This window comes from Clostridium sp. LIBA-8553, assembly GCF_057782465.1.
The window spans coordinates 590983-611456 of record NZ_CM173489.1 but is presented as its reverse complement, the minus strand read 5'-3'; the positions used below and the strand labels follow the sequence as shown (position 1 = coordinate 611456).

Annotated in this window: 14 protein-coding genes; 4 read left to right on the top strand and 10 right to left on the bottom strand. The window is 29.3% G+C overall.

The features are described from left to right. Nucleotides 1-1168: 1168 nt before the first annotated feature. Together AC2JAQ_RS02575 and AC2JAQ_RS02570 are read right to left on the bottom strand one after the other, a co-directional pair. Nucleotides 1169-2800: a glycoside hydrolase family 13 protein gene (locus AC2JAQ_RS02575; RefSeq protein WP_488457761.1), complete on the bottom strand. Its 1632-nt coding sequence runs from the start codon at nucleotides 2798-2800 to the stop codon at nucleotides 1169-1171. A gap of 426 nt (nucleotides 2801-3226) precedes the next feature. Next, on the bottom strand, nucleotides 3227-3883 hold the full coding sequence (locus AC2JAQ_RS02570) for an FMN-dependent NADH-azoreductase (RefSeq protein WP_488457760.1): 657 nt from the start codon (nucleotides 3881-3883) through the stop codon (nucleotides 3227-3229). A 344-nt stretch (nucleotides 3884-4227) separates the two neighbouring features. Here AC2JAQ_RS02570 and AC2JAQ_RS02565 point away from each other — a divergent pair, with 344 nt between their 5' ends. Next, nucleotides 4228-6879: a heavy metal translocating P-type ATPase gene (locus AC2JAQ_RS02565; protein WP_488457759.1), complete on the top strand. Its 2652-nt coding sequence runs from the start codon at nucleotides 4228-4230 to the stop codon at nucleotides 6877-6879. Nucleotides 6880-6996: 117 nt separating this feature from the next. Here AC2JAQ_RS02565 and AC2JAQ_RS02560 read toward each other — a convergent pair whose 3' ends face one another. Further along, the gene (locus AC2JAQ_RS02560) at nucleotides 6997-7632 is read right to left on the bottom strand and encodes a TasA family protein (protein WP_488457758.1); all 636 of its coding nucleotides are present in this window, start codon (nucleotides 7630-7632) and stop codon (nucleotides 6997-6999) included. 145 nt (nucleotides 7633-7777) lie between these two features. Then, a complete protein-coding gene (locus AC2JAQ_RS02555) occupies nucleotides 7778-11299 on the bottom strand; it encodes a sialidase domain-containing protein (protein ID WP_488457757.1) in 3522 nt (1173 codons plus the stop codon). Nucleotides 11300-11631: 332 nt separating this feature from the next. Here AC2JAQ_RS02555 and AC2JAQ_RS02550 point away from each other — a divergent pair, with 332 nt between their 5' ends. Then, nucleotides 11632-11895, top strand: coding sequence for a DUF1294 domain-containing protein (locus tag AC2JAQ_RS02550; RefSeq protein WP_488457756.1), 264 nt, complete (start codon nucleotides 11632-11634; stop codon nucleotides 11893-11895). Between the two features lie 427 nt (nucleotides 11896-12322). Here the strand turns inward: AC2JAQ_RS02550 and speB are convergent, their stop codons facing one another. From speB to AC2JAQ_RS02525, 5 genes are all read right to left on the bottom strand, one after another. Further along, entirely contained in the window at nucleotides 12323-13174 is an 852-nt protein-coding gene (gene speB, locus AC2JAQ_RS02545) for an agmatinase (protein ID WP_488458763.1), read from the bottom strand. Beyond that, a complete protein-coding gene (gene speE / locus AC2JAQ_RS02540) occupies nucleotides 13167-14018 on the bottom strand; it encodes a polyamine aminopropyltransferase (protein WP_488457755.1) in 852 nt (283 codons plus the stop codon). The genes speB and speE overlap by 8 nt, the downstream gene beginning before the upstream one ends. Before the next feature lie 14 nt (nucleotides 14019-14032). Beyond that, nucleotides 14033-15487: an aminotransferase class I/II-fold pyridoxal phosphate-dependent enzyme gene (locus AC2JAQ_RS02535; RefSeq protein ID WP_488457754.1), complete on the bottom strand. Its 1455-nt coding sequence runs from the start codon at nucleotides 15485-15487 to the stop codon at nucleotides 14033-14035. 17 nt (nucleotides 15488-15504) lie between these two features. Then, complete coding sequence (gene speD / locus AC2JAQ_RS02530) at nucleotides 15505-16320, bottom strand: adenosylmethionine decarboxylase (RefSeq protein ID WP_488457753.1); 816 nt, start codon at nucleotides 16318-16320, stop codon at nucleotides 15505-15507. A gap of 311 nt (nucleotides 16321-16631) precedes the next feature. Continuing rightward, entirely contained in the window at nucleotides 16632-18182 is a 1551-nt protein-coding gene (locus tag AC2JAQ_RS02525; RefSeq protein ID WP_488457752.1) for a nitrite/sulfite reductase, read from the bottom strand. A 259-nt stretch (nucleotides 18183-18441) separates the two neighbouring features. On the opposite strand from AC2JAQ_RS02525, the gene AC2JAQ_RS02520 reads away from it, so the two are divergent. Both AC2JAQ_RS02520 and AC2JAQ_RS02515 read left to right on the top strand, forming a co-directional pair. Then, a complete protein-coding gene (locus tag AC2JAQ_RS02520) occupies nucleotides 18442-18672 on the top strand; it encodes a hypothetical protein (RefSeq protein ID WP_488457751.1) in 231 nt (76 codons plus the stop codon). A 14-nt stretch (nucleotides 18673-18686) separates the two neighbouring features. Then, nucleotides 18687-18902 carry a hypothetical protein gene (locus AC2JAQ_RS02515; RefSeq protein ID WP_423238278.1) on the top strand — a complete coding sequence of 72 codons (216 nt, stop codon included), beginning with the start codon at nucleotides 18687-18689 and terminating at the stop codon, nucleotides 18900-18902. A gap of 123 nt (nucleotides 18903-19025) precedes the next feature. Here AC2JAQ_RS02515 and AC2JAQ_RS02510 read toward each other — a convergent pair whose 3' ends face one another. After that, nucleotides 19026-20417 (bottom strand): peptide MFS transporter, encoded by a 1392-nt coding sequence (locus tag AC2JAQ_RS02510; protein WP_488457750.1) that lies wholly within the window; start codon nucleotides 20415-20417, stop codon nucleotides 19026-19028. Nucleotides 20418-20474 lie beyond the last annotated feature (57 nt).

Genomic DNA, 20474 nt, shown 5'->3' with positions numbered 1-20474 from the left:
CATTAAAGTTGTTAGTTTATTGTAACACGATATAAAGTTAAATGCAAATCTCAAGTCATTTAACCTTAAACTTGTTATCTAAAATTTACTACATACTGAATGTTATATTCTTTCACATTAATAGCTATATTTCCTCATTTAATAGCTATTAAATATATAATTTAAATAATAAAAAAACACTATTATATAAAACAGTGCTCTACATAATAAAACTATTTATTTTTAACATCTTTTAAAATTTTTTTCACATCTTTACTTGTTTTTCTTTTATTTTTTTTATTTTTACTAAATTCATTACAAATTTTATATATTAACAAATTAATCCTCCTTTAAATATATAATTTATTATTTTTTTATAAATCATATTTGTTTATTTTATTTATTGTTTATTTCAGGCCTAAATTTAAGCATTAAAAATCATCTAGTTTCTCTTTTGAGTTAACAACTAGCATGAATATATTCTATTTTTATCAATTAAAACTAAACTAATCAAATATTATTCTAAATAATCTTTAATTAGTAGTTTATTGTTTATAATAAACTGTCTATAAATATTTAGTAAATAGTCATGCAAATTAAGACTATTCTAAAATTAATACTATATTTTGAAATCATTTATTGGATTTATAAGAATATTTTAGGTGTTATATTTTTTTATACCATTTATCATGTTTTTATAATTTTTATTTAAAACATTAATATAAAAAATATTTTTAACCTATTGAAGTGAAAAACCTTCTTTTTGAAGTGAATTACAATTTACCGTCTTGTAATTTAATATATATTTTCTCTCTCTTCTATACCTTTTTAAACCTGAGAATAAACTTTAAACTTTATTTAATCACTAAATATAAAAACAATTTATTTCTATATTTTCCCTTCAGCACTAAAACCCATAAGCTGATAACTTAGTATAACATATAAAATAAACAAATGCAAACATTAGTTCTCTTGTATATACAATTATTTCAAAAAATATATCTTTCTCTAACTTAATAATTATTGTATTTATATCAAAAGAAAGAGACCATACCAAAAAAGTAGCTCATAAATAAAACTTATAAATAGTATTAAAAGAATATCTAAATTAACTTAGTGAAATTAATTAATTCTCAGAATATATTTATAAGTTTTACTCTTTAGTTTTGATATAGCCCCAATAATAATTCTATTTAATTTTATACATTATAGCTTCATAAGGTCTTAAATTTAATTCATATAGATTTGCTGCTGAATCCTTATAGTTGCTTAATAATATCTCTGGTTCTTTTTCTAAATCTTCTTTTAACATAAATTTAGCTGGATTTTCTTTAAAATTACATACAACTAGTATTTTTTCTCCATTTAGTTCCCTTATATAAGCAAATACATTTTCATCCTCAGGATTTAATAGTTCATAATCACCATAAATTATGGTTTCATTATTTTTTCTTATGTCAATAAGCTTCTTATAATGATAAAATATTGAATCCCTATTTTCTAAAGCTTCCTTAGCATTTATAGTTTTATAATTTAAGTTTACTCCAAGCCAAGGTTCTACAGTTGAAAAGCCTCCGAACTCTGAATCATCCCATTGCATAGGAGTTCTAGCATTATCTCTCCCCTTTGCATAAATAGATTCCATAATATCTTCATGTTTATATCCTTGAGCTATTCTCTCCTTATACATGTTATGAATTTCTATATCATCATACATATCTATAGATTCAAATCTTATATTAGTCATACCAAGTTCTTCTCCTTGATATATATAAGGAGTTCCTTTCATTCCATGAAGAAGTGTTGCAAGCATTTTTGCACTTTCAACTCTATATTCCTTATCATTTCCCCATCTCGAAACTATTCTTGGTAAATCATGATTATTCCAGAATAAGCTATTCCATCCTTCTCCATCTAGTTCAGTTTGCCACTTAGATAAAACTCTCTTTAAATCTCTTAAATCTAGAGGTTTTAAATCCCACTTTCTTTTTCCTGGAATTTTATCTAAACTTATATGTTCAAATTGGAATACCATACTTAATTCATTTCTGCTTGGATTTGAATAAAGTTTGGCCGCTTCTGGAGTTGCTCCCCAAGTTTCTCCAACTGTTAATAAATCATGTTTGCCAAAAGATTTTTCATTCATTTCTCTTAAGTATTCGTGAAGTTTTGGACCATTTTCCTTTATCATTTCATCTGGAACTTTTCCAATAAGGTCAATTACATCCATTCTGAATCCACCAACTCCTTTTTCTATCCAGAAATTGATTAAACCCCAAACTTCCTTACGAACATTTTCATTTTCCCAGTTTAAATCAGGTTGCTTTTTACTAAATAGATGTAGATAGTATTGTTCTGATGCTTCATCATATTCCCAAGCACTTCCCCCAAAGGTTGAACCTAACTCATTTGGCTCCTTACCATTAACAGGATCTCTCCAAACATAATAATCTCTATATTTATTATTTTTTGATTTTTTAGCTTCAATAAACCACTTATGTTCATCTGATGTATGATTTACCACTAAGTCCATAAGAATTTTTATTCCTCTTTCTTTAGCTTCCTTAAGGAGGTTGTCCATATCATCCATAGTTCCAAACTCATCCATTATGTCACAATAATCGCTTATATCGTATCCATTATCATCATTTGGTGATTTATAAACTGGACTTAACCAAATAACATCAATTCCTAGCTCTTTTAAATAATCAAGCTTTTCTCTTATTCCATTTATATCTCCAATTCCATCATTATTACTATCATTAAAACTTCTTGGGTATATTTGATATACCACTGAACTATGCCACCATTTTTTCTCCATTCTCTTATCCTCCTATGGTACCAACTTGTACGTATATGTTAATTTCATAATATAATGTAAAGGTTTTTCTGTCAACAAGTATTTTATGAAATACTTTATAAATCTTATTTCTATTATAAGCTCTCTTTAAATTAAACTTTTATTAAATAAATTAGGCTATGTTTTAAGCTGGTGTTGATTTCTAGATAGTTCCGTAAGATCATCTTAATAAGCAGTTAGAGTTTAATTATATATTATTCTATAATATATAATATTATTTTTAGGAAGCACATTTTCACTTCACTCAAATGTATAAGTTCAAACTGCAAAATTAAAATAAATCTGAATAAATACCTAAGAATCAATCTTCACTTAAAACATAGCCATAAATTAAAATCTATCTTTAACAAAAACATAGCTAAATATTTTTTAAATCTTTATTTTCATTTAACCTTTGTTACTGAAATATATACTCTTTACTACATCATCTATCTTTTCAACAGCTTTATCCTCAGCCTTAAACTTTTCTTCTATACTAGATCCTGTGCCGTCAACTAAGAGCTGATGGAATTTCTTTATTCCTAAGAACTTCATTATATCTTCAACATACTTTAGTCCTAAATTTAATCCCCCTTTAGCAAGCCAAGGTATTTGTCCGCCTGAAGATTGTATATAAACCATTTCTCTTTGCTTATCATCTAATAATCCTTTTACTTCATCTTGAGAAATCTTTACTGTTATCTTATTTTGAACGATACAATCTATATACTCTTTTAAAGGTGCAGGGAAAGATAAGGTCCATAATGGTGCTGCAATTACATATAAATCTGCACTCTTAAATTGTTCGCTTAATTCAATTATTCTCTTAACTTCTTTTTTAGTTTTTTCGTCTAAATCAGATTTTTCACCATCCACTACACAACTTCTTCCTGAAAAATGTTTATCCTCTAATCTAGGTATAAAGTCTTTATATAAATCTACTTCTTCAACCTCGAATTCAGGATTTAGTTCTAAAAACCTACTTACAAAAGCTCTTCCAATTGTTTTGCTTGATGAAAACTTCTCTGGTTTTGAATTCACCGTAATATAAAGTAACTTTTTCATATACTCACCTCGTTTAATTTTCTAAAGTAACTTCTTATCTTATCTTGTGATTTTTCTTACTTTTTATTAGTATCTATATCAAAAAAATTTTAGTATTTACTTTTTAAATAAATTTTTATTTCTTAGATAAACTAAAAATATAATTTTAAAAAAAACTCAATTAAATTCTTCTAAAATTTAATTGATAAAAATTATTACTTCATTGTTGACAAAAAAAAATTCAAGGAGTATATTAAGATTGTACCCCACCCCCTGGGGGTGGTTAATTTGATTAAAGGAGGAAAACTGTTATTTCTTTTTATTAATATTAAATTTATATAAGGAATTTAACAGCCAATAATTTTATGATAAATAAATCATTAAAAATAAAAGGCATGAGTTGTGCCTCTTGTGCTGCTAGAATCGAAAAAGTTCTAGGAAAAGTTAATGGCATCTCAAAAGCTAATGTTAATTTTGCAACAGAAAAATTAAACTTAGAATTTGATGAAAATAAAATAACTTTTAAGGAAATAGAAGAAAAAATCAATAAACTTGGTTTTTCAATAGTTCAAAATACTAAAAGAGAAACTTTTAAGGTATCAGGTATGCATTGCGCTTCATGTGCTGCTAAAATTGAGAAAACATTAAATAAACTATCTGGAATTTCTAATGCATCAGTTAATTTAGCTAGTGAAAATCTTCAATTAGAATACAATAAAGATGAAGTTTCAATAAATGAAATTAAAGATAAAATCAAAAAATTAGGTTTTGAATTAAAAGGTAATAATCAATCAGCTTCATTTAAAGTTGAAGGTATGACATGCTCTGCCTGTGCAGCTAGAATTGAAAAAGTAACAGGTAAAATGGATGGTGTAGAAAACTCAAATGTAAATTTTGCAAACTCTACTCTAAATATAAGCTTTGATAAGGACAAAGTTTCTATAAACGACATAAAAGCTAAGGTTGAAAAACTAGGATACAAGCTTTTAGATGCTTCACAGGAAGATGAGCATCAAAAAACTAAGGAAAAAGAAACTAAAAAGATGAAAAACAGACTTATATGGTCAGCAGTGTTTACTATTCCACTATTTATAATTTCAATGGGACATATGTTTGGTCTTCACTTACCTCATATAATAGATCCAATGTATAACCCATTAAATTTTGCACTTATCCAGTTTATTCTTACAACTATAGTTATATTCATATGTAGAGATTTCTTCATACATGGATTTAAAAACTTATTCATGAGAAGTCCCAATATGGATTCCCTAATTGCTATAGGTGCTGGAGCAGCATATGCTTATGGAATATTTGCTATATACCATATCTATATGGGAGATAGTAGTTATGCAATGCAATTATATTTTGAATCAGCAGGAACAATTCTTACTTTAATAAGTTTAGGTAAATATTTAGAAACTTTAACTAAAGGAAAAACTTCTGAAGCAATCAAAAAATTAATGGGATTAGCTCCTAAAACTGCTACTATTCTTGTTGATGGAAATGAAAAAGTTGTTTCTATTGATGATGTTCAAGTTGGTGATTTAATACTTGTTAAACCTGGTGAAAAACTTCCTGTAGATGGTGAGGTTATAGAAGGATATACATCAATTGATGAAAGTATGTTAACTGGTGAAAGCATTCCAGCAGAAAAAAAAGTTGGAGACACTGTGTTTGGAGCTAGTATCAATAAAAACGGAAGAATTGTCTATAAAGCTACAAAAGTAGGTAAAGATACTGTAATTTCTCAAATAGTTAAGTTAGTTGAGGATGCTCAAGGTTCTAAGGCTCCTATTGCTAAATTAGCCGATACAATTTCAGGTTACTTTGTACCTGTAGTAATCTCCTTAGCTATTATTTCAAGTTTAGCTTGGTATTTCTCTGGTGAAAGTAAAATCTTTACTCTTACAATATTTATATCTGTCTTAGTAATAGCTTGTCCATGCGCTTTAGGATTAGCTACTCCAACAGCCATTATGGTTGGTACAGGTAAAGGTGCCGAAAATGGAATTCTTATTAAGAGTGGTGAAGCTTTAGAAACTACTCAAAGCTTAAATACTGTAGTATTTGATAAAACAGGAACAATAACAGAGGGAAAACCTAAGGTTACAGATATTATATGTGAAGATTTTTCAAAAGAAGAACTTCTTATAATAGCTGCCTCAGCTGAAAAAGGTTCTGAACACCCCCTTGGGGAAGCCATCGTTAAAGATGCTAAAGAAAAACATCTTACTTTAAAAACTGTTTCAAACTTTGAAGCAATACCAGGTAAGGGAATTCAATGCTCTATTGATGACAATTTAGTTTTACTAGGTAATCAAAAACTTATGAATGAAGAAAATATAGCTCTTGGAAGTCTATTAAAAATTTCTGAAGAATTAGCTTCAAAAGGTAAAACTCCAATGTTTATTGCTCTTAATGGAAAAATAGCTGGTATAATCGCCGTTGCCGATACAGTTAAAGAAACAAGTAAAAAAGCAATAGAAACTCTTCAAAAAATGGGTCTTGAAGTTGTTATGTTAACAGGAGATAACTTAAAAACTGCTAAGGCTATTGCAAAAGAGGTAGGCGTAGATAGAGTTATCGCAGAGGTTCTTCCTCAAGAAAAAGCTGAAAAAGTTAAAGAACTTCAAAATGAAGGCAAAAAAGTTGCCATGGTTGGAGATGGTATAAATGATGCTCCTGCCCTAGCTATTGCCGATATTGGAATGGCAATAGGTTCTGGAACAGATATAGCAATGGAATCTGCTGATATAGTTCTAATGAAAGGTGATATCCTACATGTAGTTGGAGCTATTCAATTAAGTAGACAAACAATGAAAAATATAAGAGAAAACTTATTCTGGGCATTTGGATACAATACTTTAGGTATTCCAGTAGCTATGGGAATACTTCATATCTTTGGTGGTCCATTACTTAACCCAATGATAGGTGCTCTTGCTATGAGCTTTAGTTCAGTATCAGTATTATTAAATGCCTTAAGATTAAAAAGATTCAAACCAAATTACAAATAATATTTTTAGAATATTATTTATTTTAAAAATCTAATTATAAACTTTAAAATTTCTTAAACCTTAATCACAAAATAAAAAACAGAGTCAAAAGACTCTGTTTTTTATTTCAATTTATTATTATTTATTAACTTGTTCTGCTTCAACAACTACTAATGGAACTGAATTATCTTTTAAGAAATCAAATATTTCAACAAATTTATTTCCTTCATGGTTAAATCTGTTATCCATCTTTTCTTTATCTACTTCTAAATTAACTTTCATATTAACAGCACTTGTTGATGGATTTGCATCTTCAGCCTCAGTATAAAGTGAATCTAACATAAACTTAACTTCTGATGGATTTTCTGCACTTAATGGAGTTGCTTCTAAGTCAAAAGTTAAATTAAATAATTCATCAAAAGTAACTGCCTGTCCATCAACTGTAGCAACAATTTTTTTTGCTATATCTGGATTTAACTTAACTGTTACATTTTGTTTTAATGTACCTGTATTATTGATATAGAACTCTCTCTGGAAAACATCTCCTGGTCTAACATTCTTAAAGTGCTTAGTTGCATCTTTATTTATTATTTCTGATGTTTCGTCCATAACAACCCATCCGTCAGTATGCTCTTTTACTTCTACATCCAATGTACCCATTGTTAATTTAATATTTGAATCAACCTTAGCTTGATCTGTAAACCAAGCGTATGATCCAATAGCTCCTACCATTAATGTACCTGCTAATAACATTCCTATTACTTTTTTCTTCATAAAAATTCTCCCCCAAACATTTCATTTTATATACATAATACATATATATACATAATTTAATCGTCTACATAAATATTTATATTCACCTTAATTACATTGTATTACTATTTTTTTATTTATTTACATTTAGTTACAAATTTATTCATTATCTAACTGTTCTAATAGTCTTAGACTCTTTATTTGATAACTCTCCATTAGAATATTTAGCAGCTATTTTAAAGTTATAAATAGTATGTCTATTTAATCCTGATGCCACAAACTCAGTAGTATCAACTGGAAGTTCAGTTAGTTTCTTTCCATCTTTATAGATTACATAACCTTCTAATCCGTTCCCAGTTTCTGGAGCCTCCCATATTAGTTTGACATCTTTTTTATTTATATCTGTAATATCAAAGTTTCTAACAGGATTCACAACTATAACACCATCTTCTTGCTCTTTAACCTTAACTTCTTTATTAACAAGTTCTAATTCATGAGTACTTCCATCACTAGTTCCAATTGATGCTGTTGTTATTCCTATTAACTCAACTTCTGAAGAAGCTTTTGGGGTTAAATTAACCTTAACTAATTCTGATGTTTTTTCTATTTCATTTCCTAAAGAAGCCACTAATATTCTAACTTTACCTGGCTCAACTTCTTTACTATTAGCAAATAAAGTATCACTAACTGAAGTTACTTCATTTAATGTAAACACTTCTGGATTATATTCAAATACATACTCTGCTGAATATACATCCTTATCCTCGGCTAAGTCTTCTACTCCTAATGTAACATCAAATGCTGTTCCAACTTGGACTTCGTTATTAGATTCTAAAGTTGAATTTCCAACAGTTGTTTTAACTTCACCAATCTGTACAGTAATACCTGTAGTGTCTAATCCATTCAAAGTTGAAACTTTATCATAAACAGTAGAAAGTTCCATAGATTCATTTGCTTTAAGCTTTATTTCATAACTTCCTGGAGTAATTCCTTCTGGTATAGTTCCTTTAAATATAGCTGAGCTTTTTCCTTCATAATTAGTCATATTTAATGGAACTTCTACTCCACCAATATCTATAGTTATTGTTCTATCTCCAATGATACTTGCTAATTGATTAAAGTTTACTTTTATTGAAACTTCATCTCCAGCATTATAAACTAAATCTTCATCTAAACTTTCAATTGACTGAGCTGTAGCTGATGGTGAATCCTCAGAAGCATTAAACTTAAGATAATTCAAATCAAATTCAGTGTATGCCATTCTACTTGCGCCTTCACCCTCATAAAATAATCCTAAATTTCCATCTGGTAATTCTGTTAAACAAGAATAAGAGAATGAACCTGGTTTAACTGTTTTATTATAAATCCAATCAAACTCATATCTTGGCTCCCCATTTTCATAAGTTCCATTTTCATTTATTAAACCAACTTTTACACTTCCATTCGTTCTGCCACTTGCATCTGGATTTGAGAAGATAATTGCATCTTTACCATTTATCTTTCCACTATAATTTATAACACTTAACTGACAATATGGCTCTCTTAGAGAATTATCCTCTGGAACATCATCATGCCATGTTGCTCCCCCATCAAAGCTAGTAGCGATCCTTGTATATGAACCTGTATTTCTCATAAATAACTTAAGTTGTCCATTTGGCATTTCAACGACTTGGCATTCTGTTAACTGAGTTCCTGAAGAAACTGTTTCAGAACTTACTGAATCTGTATCTATTGGAGATTCACCCAATTCCCAAGTTTCTCCAAAATCATCACTATAAATTACAGCACTTGATTGGAAATTATTTTGATTAGTATAGTACATTGGGAATACCAATCTACCTTTGTGCTCTCCATTTTTTATTTGAATTCCCTTTCCTGGCGCTGTTCCAAAGAATTTCATCCATTCTTTCTTAAGTCCTGGGTTTAAATCCCTTGCCTCACTCCATGTCTTACCATCATCATCACTATAAATCATTTCAATATGAGCTGTTCCTATAGCCTTAAGTGGAGCATTGTTTAATAAAGCATTTCCAATCTCTGTTCCATTCTGAAGAAGAGTTTTATCATTTTTCATTACATATTCAGTCTGATTACCTTCTGCATCATAAACAATTCCTTCTTCTCTAACTGTATATTCATTATTTTGAGCATCTTTTAATATAAAACAATATTTTCCATCAATCTCTTTATATCCACTTCCACTCCCTGTATTAGGGAATCCATAACCTTCTGGGAAATGAGTCACTATAAGAAATAATCTCTCTTTTTCAACTCCATCTTCTTCTATTGTAGCTGACATAAGAGAAGTATCTATAGCTGCAGATTTACCTGGGTAATCTAAGATTACTTGAGCTTCTTCCCATTCTCCATTTACTTCTTTTCTTCTTATACCAACATCTATGTTATTATTTGGAGCATCATGATCTCCATCATTTCTAACATCTATAGATGCTAAGATAGTTCCTTGCTTAGTCGTTTCTAAGGCTGGAATTCTATATCCTCTTGATCCTAAATATCCAGGATAGAATAAATCTATTGGCTCTGTCTTATAAACATCATCTGGTAATAAGCTATCCTCTGCTGGTGCTTTAGTCTCGCCAGTCTTTCTTAATAAATAATTGTCACTTACAGGCTCACCATAAATATCCATGAAATCTATATCTCCTCTAAATAAATATTCATTAGATCCACTTGCTCTATCAGTTTTTCCAATAAATCCACTATTAATGTTTATTGCATTTAAGAATTTAATATTTGAATCTGATACAGTTTTAACTAGAGAACCATTTAAAAATATCTTAGCTCCTACACCCTTCTCTATTTTTAATGCTAGGGTATTTACTCCCTTATTAAAGGTAACATCTGTACTATGATGTACATTAAAATCTCCATTTCCTTCTTGTCTTCTAAGCTCATATCCTACTTTTCCTCCACTTACATAAAGTGAAAAATAGTTATTTGCTTTATTTCCATCACTCAAGCCAATTAAACTCTGAATTGAAGTATCATTCATATTAAATCTAGTTATTATTGTTCCTTCATCTAAAGAAGAAAATTTCTCTAAATCTCCAGTTATATTTACTCTCTCTTCCTCTTTAGTTATCTTTAAGTTTCCATAGTTAGCAATTTCATTTACTTCACCCTTAGTTTCATAAACATTTAACTCTGCTATTGAAGCAAATCCACCAACACCTTGAATTGCAGTTATTTTTATCTCTTCTGCATCAACAGGATTATCAAAAGGTACAGTTTTAACTAAATTATTTTCTTCCCATCTTCCCTCTGCAACTAAAGTTTCAACACCATTATTCACAGCATGAATTTCATACTTAGTTATAAATCCATTACTTCCACTAGTTCTTGGTGTAACGGCTATAGAACTAACTTTTTTAGCTCCTCCTAAATCAACTGTTAAACTTTGAGGAAGTGCATCACTTCCATCCCACTTTGTATGCCACATAGTATTTGCATTTCCATCAATAGCATTTGAGGCTGGGTCTTGTCCCTGTTGAGAAGTTGCACTAGCAGTCATCTCAGATTGTGGAATAGCTGTTTCAACAACAGCTTGCCTACTTTCTATAACTACATCATTACCACTTAAAATTGGATTTGCCTTTACTAAATAGCCTCCTATATTTGAAATAACTAGACCAGCAATAAGTGTCGCTATTATTTTTCTACTTTTCATTAACTCTCCCCCTTAGCATAAAAATTAACCTCATTATTATGTATACGTTTAAAAATGCTTTAATATGACTAAAAATATGTAAAATATACTTTATAATACACAAAAAGATATTTTCTAATTATTTAATTTTCTATACAAATATATTTTTATTTATAAAGTCCAGTTTAATATTAATATCAAAAATTATTATATTAATTACTTATATTAAAATTCTCCTTAAATTCCATAAAAATTTATCTGCTAATTAATAATGATTTTCTATAAAATAAGTTATAATTAAATTAGGAAACGGATATTAAATACTAATGAAAAAAAATTAGGAGGGATGATTATTGAAAGAACTTTTTATAGGATATTTAGTGTTAATAAATTTAGTTGCAATAGTACTAATGTATATAGATAAACAAAAAGCTAGAAAACATCAATGGAGAATTAGTGAAGATACATTAATTGGTGTAGCAATATTAGGAGGAGGCATTGGAGCCTTATGGGGAATGCATGTTTTTCGTCACAAAACAAAACATGCAAAGTTCACTATAGGAATTCCTATAATATTATCAATTCAAGCTCTTTTAATTCTTTACATTATCAGATAAATAATTAGAGGATGTGTATCATTAATCTTTCATACACATCCTCTTACTTATTAAGCTTTATTTTAAACTAGTGTTGATTTTTAGATAGAACTGTAAGACCATCTTAATGAGCAGTTAGTATTGCATCTCCTATAGCTAGTAACTCTAGATAAATTCGACTAAAATTCAGAGTTCGCATAACTTCTCTCTGAATTAAGTTTCATTTTATATACGTAAGAATAATAGCGTTAAAAAGATTTTTCTCTTTGAGCATATTATTAAGGAATACAATCTCACTAAAGTTCGATTGCATAAGTTCAAGATACTAAATTGAAAATTTGGACTTTCACTTAACCTTTAGCTATCATTCTGAAGCAGATGATGGCAATACTTTTCGAAGTTAAGTTAGGTCTGAAGGGTTATCTAAAAATCAACATCTATAAAAATCCTAATTATTATTTACTACTAACAACATTTCTCTTAAAACTTTACACGCAACAGCAGTTGATGCTCCTGTTTGATCATATTGAGGTGATAATTCATTGATATCAAATCCTACAATATTTAATCCTTTAAGTTTTAATATTGAACTTAAAAGTTCAGTAAACTGTACTCCACCTGGTTCTGGTGTACCTGTTCCTGGAAATACTGATGGATCTAAAACATCTAAATCTATTGTTACATAAACAGGTTTATCTTTAATCTTTTCTAAAGCATACTCTAGATTATCACAATTAAACTTATTTGTATAAACATGCTCTTTTCCCCATAAGAATTCTTCTCTTTCACCTGAACGTATTCCAAATTGGAATATCTTATTATCTCCTACTAAATCCCAAACTCTATGCATAACTGTAGCATGAGATAGTTTTTGTCCTAAATAATGCTCTCTTAAATCTGCATGAGCATCAAAATGAATAACATGAACATCAGGATATTTTTTAAATACTCCTCTAAAAGATCCTAATGTTACTAAGTGTTCCCCACCTATCATAGCTGGTATTTTCCCATCTTCAACAACCTTTGTTGAAAACTCTTCTATTTGAGCTAAAGCTCCTTCTGAATTTCCAAAAGGAAGTTCTAATTCTCCACCATCAAAAATATTAAAATCATAAAGATCTAAATCTTGATATGGACTATAGCTTTCTAATCCCCAAGACTCTCCTCTCATAACCTGACTAGCAAATCTAGTACCCGGTCTAAAAGATGTTGTTGAATCAAAAGGTGCTCCAAAGACAACTATGCTTGATTCATTATAATCTGATTCACATCCTATGAATGTACTTATATTCTTATTCATCAACGCTCTCTAACATCTCCTTAACATAATTAGGTAATGCAAAGCATCCTTTGTGTAAATCTGTATTATAATACTTAGTTTTTAATCCTAAATCATTCCATTTTTCTATGTCAGCAGTTAATGGATCATATTTCTTTGAAGCGAATCCGAATAGCCAATGTCCTGATGGATAAGTTGGAATATGAGCTTGGTAAACTCTACATACTGGGAAACATTCCTTTATTCTCTTATGAGCTCTCTTCATTCCTCTTGCATAATCTTCATAATATGGACTTTCATGTTGATTTACAAGTATTCCATCTTCTTTTAATGCCTTAAAGCAATTTCCATAAAATTCTCTTGTGAATAAACCTTCTCCTGGTCCAAATGGATCTGTTGAGTCAACTATTATTAAATCATATTTATCCTCTACTGAACGTACAAATTTTAGTCCATCTTCAAAGAATAAACTTACTCTAGGATCATCTAATTTGTTAGCTGTTTGTGGTAAATACTCTTTACAAACATCAACTACTAGTTTATCTATTTCAACCATATCTATTTTTTCTATAGTTTCATATCTCGTAAGTTCTCTTACTGTTCCACCATCTCCAGCTCCTATAACTAATACATTTTTAATATTAGGGTTTGTAGCCATTGGAACATGAACTATCATATCATGATAAATAAATTCATCCTTTTCTGTTACCATCATAAGTCCATCTAGTGTAAAGAAAGTTCCAAACTCTTGAGATTTAAAAACATCTATTCTTTGGAAATCACTCTTTCCACTATAAAGTTGTTCGTCTACTTTTATTGAGAAACGCACCTTGTCTGTATGTTCTTCTGTGTACCATAATTCCATAATTAAAAATCCTCCTAACAATCTAAAACATTTATATATTCAATTTCCATATCTTCAGGGCCTGTAACTAAACTTCCCTTTTTCTTAGAATACTCAATATATTCTATGGTCTCTCTGGTTATAAGCTCTCCTGGGGCAAGTATTGGAATTCCAGGTGGATAACACATTACAAATTCTCCAGAAATTAATCCTTCACTTTCTTTTAAAAGAACTTTCTTTTTATCAGCATAAAAGGCTTCTTTCGGCTTAACCTTGACTATAGGATCTATATATTCGTGGTCAAAAATATCTTTTTTATCTTTTTCATGAATTCTCTTAATTTCACTTAATGCTGAAACCAATCTCTCAATGTTATATCTAGTATCTCCTACTGATATAATTGCAAGAACATTAGCTACATCACCAAGTTCTATTTGAATTCCATAATCATCTCTTAAGATGTCATAAACTTCAATTCCAGCAAGACCAGTATCTAAAGTATTTATTGTTAGCTTTGTTATATCGAAATCATAAATATCATCGCCATTATTTATTTCTTTTGAAAATGCATAATAACCATCAATTTTATTTATTTCTTCTCTTGCATACTCAGCAATACTAACAACCTCTTCAAAGATTTTTTCCCCATTTAAAACTAAGTTTCTTCTAGCAATATCTAGAGAAGATAACAATAAATAAGACCCACTAGTTGTTTGTGTTAAGTTTATTATTGTTCTCACATAATCTGGCTTAATTCTATTGCATCTCATAAGTAACATAGAACTTTGAGTCAATGAACCACCTGTTTTATGTATGCTTACTGCAGCCATATCTGCTCCAGCCTCCATAGCTGACACTGGAAGCCTTTTATCAAAATAAAAATGAGTTCCATGAGCTTCATCAACTAAAACATACATGTTATTTTCATGAGCTAACTTAACTATTTCTCTTAAATTAGAGCAAATTCCATAGTATGTTGGATTATTAACAAAAATAGCCTTAGCATCTGGATTTTCTTTAATAGCTTTTTCTATATCTTCCATTGCCATTCCTAAAGAAATTCCAAGTCTACCATGAATTCCTGGGTTTATATATACAGGAGTAACCCCTGTTATTATTAATGAGTTTATAGCTGATCTATGAACATTTCTAGGCATTATAATTTTATCTCCATCTTTACAAACACTCATTATCATAGCTTGTACTGCTGATGTAGTTCCATTAACCATGAAAAATGCTTTATCAGCTCCAAAAGCCTCAGCTGCTAACTCCTCTGCATCCTTTATTACAGAAGTTGGATGGCAAAGATTATCTAGTGGTTTCATTGAGTTTACATCAACTGAAACACAATCTTCACCTAAAAACTCTCTTAATTCTGCATTTCCTCTCCCTTGTTTATGACCTGGCACATCAAAAGGAACAATTCTTTGACCTTTGTACCATTTTAATGCTTCATAGATAGGAGCATTTTCTTGAGAAAGTCTTTTCACAGAAATCCCTCCTTTTCTTAATAAATATTTACACCACCGTATATTTCAATCATCTCTTTTGATATTCTATCTCGTATTTCTCTCCTAGTATTTGGAGATAATTCATATGGATCTGAATTAAATAAATAGTCATTTAAAACAATATCCTTAAGCATCATTTTTGTATGGAATATATTAGATTGATAAACATTAACATCCATAGCATCGTATCTTTTTAGGGTTTCTCCATCTATATAATCTTGAATAGATTTTATATCATGGTCTATATAACACTTTCTCCCATCAACATCTCTAGTAAATCCTCTAACTCTATAATCAATAGTTATTACATCTGAATCAAAACTTCCAATTAAGTAATCTAGAGCATTTAGTGGAGATATTTTTCCACAGGTAGATACATCTATATCCACTCTAAATGAAATTATATCGTTATTTGGATGAAATTCTGGATAGGTATGGACCGTAAGGTGACTTTTATCTAAATGTCCAACCACACTATCTCTAAGCTCCAAATAAGAAAGTTCTCCTTTATTACATGATGGGTCAATCAGTGCTACTGGTAATGCCTCCTCTGTTATAAGAACATTTACGCTAGCTCCCTGAGGTTCATAATCTTGTTTTGAAATATTTAGGACATGAGCTCCTATCATCTCTGTAACATCACAAAGAATCTTTGTAAGACGTTCAGAGTTATACTGCTCATCTATATACTTTATATAGTCTTCTTTTTCTCTTTCTGTTTTTGCATAACAGATATCATAAATATTAAAACTTAATGTCTTAGTAAGATTATTAAAACCATAAAGGCATATTTTTTCTTTCAACCCTAACATCAATCCTTTCTTTAAACAACTTATTTTTGCATAAATATAAATTTTGAATTCATTATATATTACTATTTTATTTTTTGCTATAGCAAATTCTTTCCGCCCCTTACTTCAAGCTAACTTCAGAGGGTAACGTTAATATTTCGGTAACAAAAACTAAATAAAATACTTAGTATTACTAAACTTAAACTTTAGCAAAGTGAACTGAAAAAGTGTTTAAATATGCCCTTTTAAAGTAATTCTGAGCAAAAATAAAAAAACTCCAAAAAAACTTATTTGTGAAGTTTTTTTAGAGTTTGTAAAGTTTTTGTTAATAACTATACAATATATTCATCAAATATAGATTTAAATTCTTCTTTATTATTTTCAATCCATTCTTCAAAAGTTGAATTTTTAGCTTCTACAGCCTTTGCAACTTTAATTAAAAACTCTGGAGCATTATCTTGAAGTATATCTCCATAATATTCTCCTAATCTAGTTTCTCCTATACCTAATTTACCACCAAAATGCAGTTCGAAAACATTTGATAATGCATCGCCAACTCTTTTCTTTTTACCAGCAAATCCAATCTCTCCTATTTCATGCATACTACAAGAATTTGGACAGCCTGAGAAACGAACTCTTGGTAATGAATTTTCCTTAATTGCATTTTCTTTTAACAGTTCCACGAACTCTCTTAAAGTTTTTTGACTTTCTAATACACCCATTTGACATGTTGGAACTCCTATACAAGCCACACTTCTTTGAGCTAAAGTCTCTCCACCTTTACCTTGAGTAAATTCTAAAATGGACTCTGCTTCTTTTCCATTTAAGTTTCTAACATATATGTTTTCATCCATACCTAATCTTATTTCTACTTCTTCTAAATTTTCTATTTTTTCTACTAATTCTTTTAATATATCTAATTCTAATTGACCTCCAACTGGATGGAACAATACAGTATATAATCCTTCTTGTTTTTGAGGAATTAACCTTTCATGTTTTATATTAGTTTTCTCACCTTTTTTATTGTATTTTATATCTTCAACCTCAAGATCTAAACCACCTTTAGCTTTTACTTCTTCTAAGTGTTTTCTAAAGCAGTTTTTAAATTCTTCTTCGCCCATTCTCTCAACAATATATCTGATACGAGCTTTTCCGTGATTTGCGTAATCACCTTCAGCTACGAATAAATTTGTCATAGCTTCAATGCAATATAATACGTCTTTTTCATCTATTAATTCATCAAATTCAACAGATTTTCTAGGATTTCTTCCTAGTCCACCACCTATATAAAGTTTGAATGCTCTCTTACCATTATTATCAACAGCTAAGAAACCTAAATCTGTAACTGTACAATGTGCTGCATCCGCTTCTGTATTTGAGAATGCAGTTTTTATTTTTCTTGGTAATTTATAAGTATATATTTTACTCATATAATGTGCGTTAGCTGCCAATGCATAAGGAGTTACATCAAAAGTTTCTCCTATTTGAACTCCTGATAGAGGATTTAAAGCAACGTTTCTTGGAAAATTTCCGCCACCGCCTCTAGTATATATTCCTTTAGTTAATCCATCTTGCATTATGTCACATACAGCATCTATAGATATTCCATGTAATTGTATTGCTTCACGAGTTGTTAAATGCACCTTATCTAAGTTGTATTTTTCAGCCCAATTATAAGCTTCTTTTAATAAACTTAATCCAGCAACTCCTGATGGAACTCTTAATCTTACCATGAATTCTTTTCCTCCACGATGTGCGTAAGCTCCCATTCCTCCTGATGCTTTTTTAAATTCGCCAACAGTCATTTCTTTATTTAAAAACTTATGTCCTTTTTCTCTAAATTCTTCGATTTCCTTTGATAAAATCTCATTTAATGTACTCATTCTATATCACCTCATTAAAATTTTAAACGTCTATATTTTATTAGTAAACAATTGTTTCTTTATGATAAATATAAGTAAAAACCTATATGTATTATATAAAAACCAAATATTTCATTTTAAGAAAATACTATCAAAATATATTTTCCACTTAGATAATTTTTAGTATTTTGTTCACAAAAATTTTTGTTTATTTACACAATTTTAAAATATATACTTTTATTATATAATATATTTATAGGTTTTGTAAGGAGTTGATTTTATGGGAGAAAATAAATTTAAAGAAGATTTAATTAAACTTTACAAAAAATGGAGAACTTCTGAAAAAGATTTTTTTGAAAAAATGAAATTAAATCATGATTTTAAAAACTTAGAAAAAGACCAACAAAAGCTTCTAGCTAAAAATTTCTCTGAGTTTGCTAAATTAGATAATCCTCTAACAGAAGAAGAAATACTTAGCTTAGAAGAATATTACAATAATACATTTATTTAAAGGAGATGTTTTTTATGGGCAATAACAAAGTAAAAGAAGATTTAGTGAAGGTTTATAAAGAGTGGAAGGACCTAGAACATAAAACTGGTGAAAAAATTAGACACCATCATGAATTAAAAAAAGAAGAACAAGAAGATGCTGCAAAAAGGTTTTCTGATTATGCAGGTTTATCAGTTCCCATAACTCAAGAAATGCTTTTATATTTAGATGAAGAATATTTTAGAATGTAATATAAAAAAAGACACATTAATTTAATTAATGTGTCTTTTTCTTTATTTTAAATTTAAATATCCTAACCTAATTTATCTAATTGAAATCTCTTCAAGAAATTTTTCTTAAACCTTAATATCATTTTATTCCATCATAGCTGTAATCTTTTTGCTCAGTAGTAATAATACTAAACCTAATACTATACTTACTCCAGCTATTGAACCAAATAATTCTAAAGCTCCTAGTTTTTCAACAAATGATGCTATAAATCCTGATAAATAGTTTGCTACTCCGTTACTTGCAAGCCATACACCCATTAATAATGATGCATATTTAGCTGGTGCTAATGAACTTACCATTGAAAGTCCTATTGGTGATAAACAAAGTTCTCCCATTGTATTGAATAAATAAGTTCCTACTAACCAAAACATACTTGCTTTAACTGCTGGATTTTCAACATTTCCACCTAATGACATAGTTGCAAAAACCATTAATAAGAATCCACACCCTAAAACTATCATACCCATAGCCATTTTAGTTGGAATTGATAAATCTCCTCTTTTACTATTAGCAAGTGTAAACCACAATTTTGAGAATAATGGTGCTAATAATAGTATAAATAATGGGTTTATAGATTGGAAAAATGCTACCGGTACTGTCCATCCAAATATTTGTCTATTAGTTGCATTCTCAGCAAATAATGTTAAAGTAGTACCTGCTTGTTCAAATCCAGCCCAGAAGAATACAACGAATGATGCAAGTATTAATATAACTGCAACTCTCTTCTTTTCTTGCTTAGTTAAAGGTTTCTTTTCTTTTACAACGTCTTTCTTATTTCCTTCTCTTTTAATCTCACCAACATGTGATAGATATTTTGGAGATAAAGTTATGAAGATAATTTCTCCTAAAATTATACCTATAGCTGCTGCTAAGAATCCATATCTAAATCCATAATGAAGTATTACTTCTCCTGATTTTGTAGCAAAAAAGTTTTCTGCTAATAATCCACATATTATTGGTGCTATTAAAGATCCAAGGTTTATACCCATATAGAATATTGTGAAAGCTGAATCTTTTCTCTTATCTCCATCTTCATATAATTGACCAACTATTGTTGATATATTAGGTTTAAAGAAAGCATTTCCTACTATTATAAATCCTAATCCTAAATATAAAGCCCATCTAGTTTGCCATCCAAATAGAGTTAAATTTCCTAAAATCATTACTGCTGCCCCAAGCATAATTGATTTTTTCTGTCCTAAAAATTTATCTGCTATTTCTCCTCCAATTATTGGTGTGAAATAAACTAAAAAGGTATAAGTTCCATATATTTTAGCGGCACTAGATACATCATATCCTAATCCACCTGTAACAAATGATGCTGTTAAATAAAGCATCAATAAAGCTCTCATTCCATAGTAACTAAATCTTTCCCACATCTCTGTGAAAAATAGTAAATACAATCCTGCTGGATGTTTTAATCGCCCTTTATTCTTCGCTACTTCAATATCAGTAGCATTAATTACCTCTGCCATTTTATATTAAGCCCCCTCTTTTAATTATAACTTTATTAAATTCTTTGTATTATATTA